The following is a 6,767-nucleotide window of genomic DNA, read 5'->3' as shown; positions in this document are numbered from 1 at the left end:
GAGTCCTGTGCAGTACAGGACTCAGCCCTCATAGCCCAGCCTATCAACCAACCGTCCAACTTTCGGGGGTCAGTTCACTTGCCTGGGGTTTTTTTATGCGTCTCGCCACCACATACCGTCAGTCCACCACCCGCCCCTGATCGAGCCGGACCTCGCGATCCGCCACGCGGGCCACGAAGTGGGCGTTCTGCTCCGATAGCAGCACCGCCAGGCCCTGGCGCTTCATTCCGGCGATCGCCTCGGCCATCTGCGCCACGATGATGGGCGCCACGCCTTCGGAAGGTTCGTCCAGCAGCACCAGACGCGGGTTTCCCATCAGTGTTCGCGCGATGGTGAGCATCTGCTGCTCACCGCCGCTCATGTGTGCCGCGCGTCGGTGCGGCATTGCAGCCAGATTGGGAAACATCGCGAAGAGCTGCTCGGGCGTCCAGGCGGGCAGGCCGGGGCGGGGCGCGCGCCGGCCGGTTTCGAGATTCTCGAGCACCGTCAGATCGGTGAAGATGCGGCGGTCCTCGGGCACGTAGCCGATGCCGCTGCGGGCTATCTCATGCGTGGGCAGTCCCAGCAGCGAGCGGCCTTCCCAGTGCAGCTCGCCCCTGCGCCGGGCTTCTAGCCCCATCACACACTTGAGTACGGTCGATTTGCCGGCACCGTTGCGTCCGGTGAGGGCGAGCACCTCCCCCGGCGCGACAGACAGCGCCACGTCAAAGAGCACGTGCGCGTCTCCATACCAGGCGTTCAGGCCGGACACGGTGAGCAGGGCGTGCGGCGTCTCGCGGATGTGGTCGGTGGACGGCGCTATCGTCATGCGGGTACTCCTGCCTCGGTGTCCGGCACGCCCAGATAGGCCGCCTGCACCGTCACGTCGTCGCGGATCGCCTCAGGTGTGCCCTCGGCGATCACGCGGCCGCGCGCCATCACCACGATACGATCGGCATGGGCGAACACCACGTCCAGGCTGTGCTCGGTGAAGAGGACGGCCAGCCCGTGCTGCGTCGCGAGCTCGCGCGTGAGCGCCATGAGGGCATGACGCTCGTCGGCGGCCATGCCGGCCGTGGGTTCGTCCATGAGCAGCAGGGTTGGCCGGCCGGCGAGCGCCATGGCCAGTTCGACACGCTTGACGTCACCGTAGGCGAGCACGCCGCACGTGCGCTCTGCCTGCCCCTGCATGCCGACCTGCGTGAGCAAGGCCATGGCTTCGTCGCGAAACCGTTCGCGCAGCGGGCGCCACAGGCCGAGGGTGCGCCGCTCTCGCGAGGCCAGCACCACCTGCAGGTTCTCGCGCACGCGCATCGAGCGGAAGGTCGCGGGGATCTGGAAGGTGCGGCCAACGCCCGCACGCCAGATGTCGCGCGGGCGTTGGCCCGTGACGTCGATGCCGTCCAGGTGGACGCTGCCGCGGTCCGGGCGCAGCTGGCCGTTGACGAGGTTGAAGCACGTCGATTTGCCGGCGCCGTTGGGCCCGATCAGGGCCAGCATGTGGCCGGCGGTCACCGAGAACGACACGTCGTGCACTGCCTGTACGCCCCCGAACGCCTTGGCGAGCCCACGCACGGCCAGGCGCGTGGCGGCGGGGGAGGTCTCGATGGTCTGCCAGGGCACGCTCATGTTCGCCTCCCAAGAAGCCCGGCCATCCCCTGCGGCGCGAGCAGGACGAGGGCAAGGATGATGACGCCCAGGGCAGCGTGCCAGTATTCGGCGGTGCGCGCCACGGTGTCGTGCAGCCAGGTGAACGTCGCGGCACCCAGCAGCGGGCCGGCGAGGGATTGCAGCCCGCCCAGCAGCACCATCACCAGGCCATCGACTGAGCGCGGGATGCTCAGGGCCTCGGGCGAGATGCTGCCCTTGGAGAACGCGAAGAGAGCGCCGCCCAACCCGCAGACTGCGCCTGCGAGCACGAAGGCCAGCCACTGCACGCGGGGTACGTGGATGCCGATGGCCTCGGCACGCACGGCGGAATCCCGCGCGGCGCGCAGGGCGAAGCCGAAGGGCGCAGCCACGGCCCGCCAGAGGATGACGAGGCCGAGCGCGCAGCAGGCGAGGGTCAGCCAATAGAAGGCAGGGCCGGAAGAGAGCCAGTCGGCGGGCCAGAGCCCCACGAGACCATTGCTGCCGCCCGTCACGTCATCCCATTGATAGACGACGGCCCAGGCGAGCTGTGCGAAGGCGAGGGTCAGCATCGCCAGGTACACGCCCGACAGCCGGACGCAGAACCAGCCGAAGACGGCTGCCGCCGCGGCTGCGACCCACGGCGCGAAGGCCAGTGCGGCCTCCATGGGCAGCGCCAGACCTTTGACGGCCAGCGCCGCGCCGTACGCTCCGAGACCGAAATAGGCGGCGTGGCCGAAGCTGTCCATGCCAGCGGGCCCCATGAGAAAGTGCAGGCTCGCCGCAAAGAGAATGGCGATCAGGATCTCGGTCAGCAGGATCGTGGCGTACGGCGCTTGTGCCGTCACGAGGGGAAAGAGCGCCAGCACGGCCAGTGCCGCCAGACCCCACAGCGGCGAGAGCGTGCGCTCACGCCGCGGTGCGGGCAATGTGGCGGCTTCCCGCGTTGCCGAGGGCGCACGCCCCATCAGTCCCCACGGGCGCACGATCAGCACGGCCGCCATCACGACGAACTCGGCTGCCAGGGTGAGCCGGGACGGCGTAAACATCATGCCCGCGATCTCGACCTGCCCCATGGCGGTCAACAAGGCCTTCACTGTCCCGATGAGCAGCGCGGCGAGAAAGGCACCCGGGATGGAGCCCAGACCGCCGACCACCACCACGACGAACACACTGGCGAGGACTTCCAGATCCAGCGCGAGATTGGCGGGCACCCTGGGGCCCTGCAGTGCACCGCCCAGTCCCGCCAGAAAGCACCCCAGGGCAAACGCCGACGTGAAGAGCCAGGCCTGGTTCACCCCCAGCGCCGCGAGCATCTCGCGATCCTGGGTGGCTGCCCGGATGAGCGTGCCCCATCGCGTACGGTGCAAGAGCCACCACAGCGACCCCAGCACCACCGGTCCCAGGGCGATGAGCACGAGGTCGTAGGTGGGAAAACGACGGCCCAGCAGTGTGACCGCGCCCTCCAGCCCTGGTGCGCGCCGGCCAAGCAGATCCTGGGGACCCCAGAGCCACAACGTGACGTCGCGCACGATGAGCACCAGGGCGAAGGTCGCAAGCAGCTGAAAGAGCATGGGCGAGCGGTACGTGCGGCGCAGCACCAGCACTTCGGTCAGGGCGCCCAGGGCCGCCACGCCCAGTGCCACGACGACCACCGAGAGCCAATAGCCGCCGATGCTCGCGCCCCAGGCCTGCGTGGCGCTGTAGGCAAGGTACACCCCGAGCATGTAGAACGAGCCATGCGCGAAGTTGACGATCCGCGTCACCCCGAAGATGAGGGACAGGCCCGCCGCGACGAAGAAGAGGGCGCTCGCGCTCGCCAGCCCGTTCAGGAGCTGGACCAGGAAGCCGGCAAAGGTCATGAGGACGGCACCGACGGGTCATGCCGACGCGCGCAGCGCGATGGCAGCGTCGACGCGCCCTGGACGTGGCGCCCGCTCAGCAGCGCGCGCTGCATCAGTCGGCCGCCGGCCGCAGGCGCCGCACCTCCTCGTCGGGCGGCATCAATGTGGCGCCGTCCCGATACTGGAAGTCCACCATCACGCCCTTGTTCTCCTGCAACGCGCTGCGTCCGACGAAGACGCCCATCGTGGATTGGTGATCCAGCGCCCGGTAGGTGATGGGCCCGAAGGGGCTGTCCAGCGTAAGCCCGCGAAACGCCTCGACGAGCGCATCGGTGTCCGTGCCGCCCGCCTTCTTCAGGCCTTCGGCGATCGACATCAGCGAGGCATAGCCCACCACCGAGCCCAGGCGCGGATAGTCGTTGAAGCGCGCCCGATAGTCAGCGACGAAGCGCTGGTTGTACGGCGTGTCGATGGCATACCAGGGGTAGCCGGTGATCAGCCAGCCTTCGGGCGCATCGGCTCCCAACGCATCCATGTACTCGGGCTCACCCGTGAGGAGCGAGACCACCTCGCGCCCTTCGAAGAGGCCGCGGGTCTCGCCCTCGCGCACGAAGCGGGTGAGGTCTGTGGCAAAGAGGATGTTGAAGATCGCGTCCGGCTTCGCATCGGCGAGGGCCTGGACGACGGCTCCGGCATCGACCTTGCCCAGTGGCGCCGCCACTTCCGCCACGAACTCGACGTCGGGCTGCTGCGCCTTCAGGAGGCTTTTGAAGCTGTTCAGGGCCGACTGCCCATACTCGTAGTTCGGGTAGACGATGGCCCAGCGTGTTTTCTGCAGCTTGGCGGCCTCCGGGATGAGCGCTGCCACCTGCATGTAGGTCGAGGGGCGCAGGCGGAAGGTGTAGCGATTGCCCTGGGCCCACGTGATCTTGTCCGTGAGCGGCTCGGCAGCAAGAAAGAACATGCGCCGCTGCTTGGCGTAGTCGGTCAGCGCCAGCCCCGTGTTCGACAGGAAGCCGCCGAAGAGGAGTTCGACCTTCTCGCGCGTGCGCAGCTCTTCGGCGACACGCACCGAATCGCCGGGGTTGCCGTTGTCGTCGCGCGAGATGACCTCCAGCGGCCGGCCCTGCACGCCACCAGCGGCATTGACCTGCTCGAGGGCGAGCTGCCAGCCCTGGCGGTAGGGCTCAAGGAAGGCCGGCTGTGCCTTGTAGCTGTTGATCTCGCCGACGCGGATCGGCTCCGCCGCATGAGCGCTCGAGGTACCCAGTGCCAGCGCCATGATCGCTGCCTGTGCCAACGCGCCCCACATCCGCCCCGTGTCGCTCATGTCGATTCCCGTCCGTGCGGGCCTCTGCAGTTATGCTCATTGTGAGCATTATTAAAGGAAAAAGAACTGCCCGTTGGGGCAGTGGAGTTATGCTAATGATGAGCATAAGGGGTGTCAACGGGTGGGCACCTGGGGATTACCCGAGTCACTGTCTCATTCCGTCGTCGGTCGTGGCGCGTTCAGCCCTTCCAGCAGCCGGGTCAGCAGGGCGTCGAGCTGGCGCTGCTCGCGCGCATCGATCCCCCCAAAAGCGCGTTGCTCGTTCTCGACGTGCAGCGGCAGCAACGTGTCGAGCAGATCGATGCCGGCAGGGGTGAGCTGGACGCGCACGCTGCGCCGATCGTGCGGATCCGGCAGGCGTTCGATCCAGCCCTTGCGCTGCAGATGATCCAGTCGGCTCGTCATCGCCCCCGATGACAGCAGCAAGGCCTCGTGCAGCGCGGTTGGGGTGAGGGCATAGGGCTGTCCGGCTCGTCGCAGGGTAGCCAGGACGTCGAACTCGCCGATCTGCAGGCCGAATCGCGAGGCCAATGGCGCGAGCCAGTCGCGCTCGAGGCGATGGGCTGCTTCCAATAGCCGTCCGGCCAGCGCCATGATGTCGGCATCCAGGTCCGGTCGTTCATTCGCCCATTCCTGCCGGGCCCGGCTCGCACGTTGTCCCATCCTGTCTCCTGTCCGTGCCGCGGCGCGTCGGCATTCGCGCCAAACTGCCGGGCATGCGAAAATATCTCGATATAAAGATACTTTACATCAAGAGAGTTGTCATGAACGACGTGCGTCGCACATCCTGGCTCGCCCTGATCGCCATCGTGGGTCTGGCCCTGAACCTGCGCCCGGCACTCGCCGCGCTGGGGCCCTTGCTCGACAGCATCCAGGCTGCTGTCGGGCTCTCGCACACGCAGGCCAGTCTGCTCACCACCCTGCCCATCTTCGTGATGGGGCTGGGCGCCCTGGCAGGGCGGTACGTGACGCAGTGGGTGACGGAGCGCAATGGCATTGCCCTGGGCGCTGTGCTGGTGGCGCTCGCTTGCGCCGCGCGGCTCTTCGCCACCACCGCGCCAGGATTGCTGTTGACGGCGATTCTCGCGGGCGTCGGCATCGCGCTTGTGCAGACCCTCGTGCCGGCGTGCATCAAGCGCGGCTTCGGTGACCAGGCCGGACGCGTCTTCGCGCTGTACACGACGGGCATCATGGCGGGTGCCGCGGTGGCCGCCGCCGCCGCGGCCGGGCTGGCGGCCTGGGCAGGTTGGCCGGTTGCCCTGGCGATCTGGGCGCTTCCCGCGCTGCTCGCCTTGCCGCTATGGCGCGCTGCCTGCCGGGCCCGACCCGAGCTCGCGCCAGTGCGCGCGTCCGCGGCGCCCCGTCCCGTGCCGCGCCGGTTCATGCGCAATGCACGCGCGTGGGCGCTCATGCTCTTTTTCGGGATTGGTACCGGCGCGTACACCCTGGTGCTGGCCTGGTTGCCGCCGTACTACACGAGCCTGGGCTGGCAGCCGTCGGCCGCCGGTTTTCTCTTGAGCGGCCTCACGGTGACCGAGGTGATCTCGGGCCTTGCCGTGTCTGCGTGGATCGGCCGCTTTCCGGATCGGCGCGGGCCGTTGATGTGGGTGCTCGTGGCCCTCATCGCAGGCCTCACGTGTCTGGCTGTGGCGCCACTGAGCCTGGCTCTCGTGGCGTGCGTCCTCGTGGGCATCGGCATTGGCGCCTTGTTCCCGCTGTCGCTCATCGTCGCGCTGGATCACGTTGACGACCCGTCCCAGGCCGGCATGCTCGCCGCCTTCGTGCAGGGCGGCGGCTACCTCATCGCGAGCCTCATGCCGCTGCTGGCGGGTGTGCTGCGCGATCGCTTCGAGGATCTGACCCAGGCGTGGGTTGTCATGATCGTGGGCGCGGTGATTCTTCTTGCCCTGTGTTCGCGGTTCTCGCCGGCGTCGTATCACCGTATCGACGCGTGAAAGAAGGTGGGTTGGCGCCCTCAGTGGTGG

Annotated in this window: 6 protein-coding genes; 1 reads left to right on the top strand and 5 read right to left on the bottom strand. The window is 68.1% G+C overall.

Features of this window, described 5'->3' with window-relative positions; all coding sequences use genetic code 11:
- Positions 1–118: 118 nt before the first annotated feature.
- The 5 genes from IMZ29_RS20265 to IMZ29_RS20245 form a co-directional block, all read right to left on the bottom strand.
- A complete protein-coding gene (locus IMZ29_RS20265) occupies positions 119–808 on the bottom strand; it encodes an ABC transporter ATP-binding protein (RefSeq protein ID WP_216187531.1) in 690 nt (229 codons plus the stop codon).
- On the bottom strand, positions 805–1,608 hold the full coding sequence (locus IMZ29_RS20260) for an ABC transporter ATP-binding protein (RefSeq protein WP_216187528.1): 804 nt from the start codon (positions 1,606–1,608) through the stop codon (positions 805–807). The genes IMZ29_RS20265 and IMZ29_RS20260 overlap by 4 nt, the downstream gene beginning before the upstream one ends.
- On the bottom strand, positions 1,605–3,470 hold the full coding sequence (locus IMZ29_RS20255; RefSeq protein ID WP_216187526.1) for an ABC transporter permease: 1,866 nt from the start codon (positions 3,468–3,470) through the stop codon (positions 1,605–1,607). Before IMZ29_RS20255 ends, IMZ29_RS20260 begins: the two co-directional genes overlap by 4 nt.
- Positions 3,471–3,564: 94 nt before the next feature.
- Positions 3,565–4,782, bottom strand: coding sequence for an ABC transporter substrate-binding protein (locus IMZ29_RS20250; RefSeq protein ID WP_216187523.1), 1,218 nt, complete (start codon positions 4,780–4,782; stop codon positions 3,565–3,567).
- 153 nt (positions 4,783–4,935) lie between these two features.
- Complete coding sequence (locus IMZ29_RS20245) at positions 4,936–5,445, bottom strand: MarR family winged helix-turn-helix transcriptional regulator (protein ID WP_216187521.1); 510 nt, start codon at positions 5,443–5,445, stop codon at positions 4,936–4,938.
- Positions 5,446–5,546: 101 nt separating this feature from the next.
- Between IMZ29_RS20245 and IMZ29_RS20240 the strand changes: the two genes are divergently transcribed.
- Entirely contained in the window at positions 5,547–6,737 is a 1,191-nt protein-coding gene (locus IMZ29_RS20240; protein ID WP_216187518.1) for an MFS transporter, read from the top strand.
- The last annotated feature ends 30 nt before the right edge of the window (positions 6,738–6,767 follow it).

The organism is Verticiella alkaliphila, from assembly GCF_018904615.1.
Lineage (GTDB): Bacteria > Pseudomonadota > Gammaproteobacteria > Burkholderiales > Burkholderiaceae_B > Verticiella > Verticiella alkaliphila.
The sequence above is the reverse complement of the archived record's forward strand: the minus strand, read 5'-3'. Positions and strand labels throughout refer to the sequence as shown.

Excerpts from the sequence above, each read along its gene's own strand:
- IMZ29_RS20265 (WP_216187531.1), bottom strand. The coding sequence starts at position 808 with ATGACGATAGCGCCGTCCACCGACCACATCCGCGAGACGCCGCACGCC.
- IMZ29_RS20260 (WP_216187528.1), bottom strand. The coding sequence starts at position 1,608 with ATGAGCGTGCCCTGGCAGACCATCGAGACCTCCCCCGCCGCCACGCGC.
- IMZ29_RS20255 (WP_216187526.1), bottom strand. The coding sequence starts at position 3,470 with ATGACCTTTGCCGGCTTCCTGGTCCAGCTCCTGAACGGGCTGGCGAGC.
- IMZ29_RS20250 (WP_216187523.1), bottom strand. The coding sequence starts at position 4,782 with ATGAGCGACACGGGGCGGATGTGGGGCGCGTTGGCACAGGCAGCGATC.
- IMZ29_RS20245 (WP_216187521.1), bottom strand. The coding sequence starts at position 5,445 with ATGGGACAACGTGCGAGCCGGGCCCGGCAGGAATGGGCGAATGAACGA.
- IMZ29_RS20240 (WP_216187518.1), top strand. The coding sequence starts at position 5,547 with ATGAACGACGTGCGTCGCACATCCTGGCTCGCCCTGATCGCCATCGTG.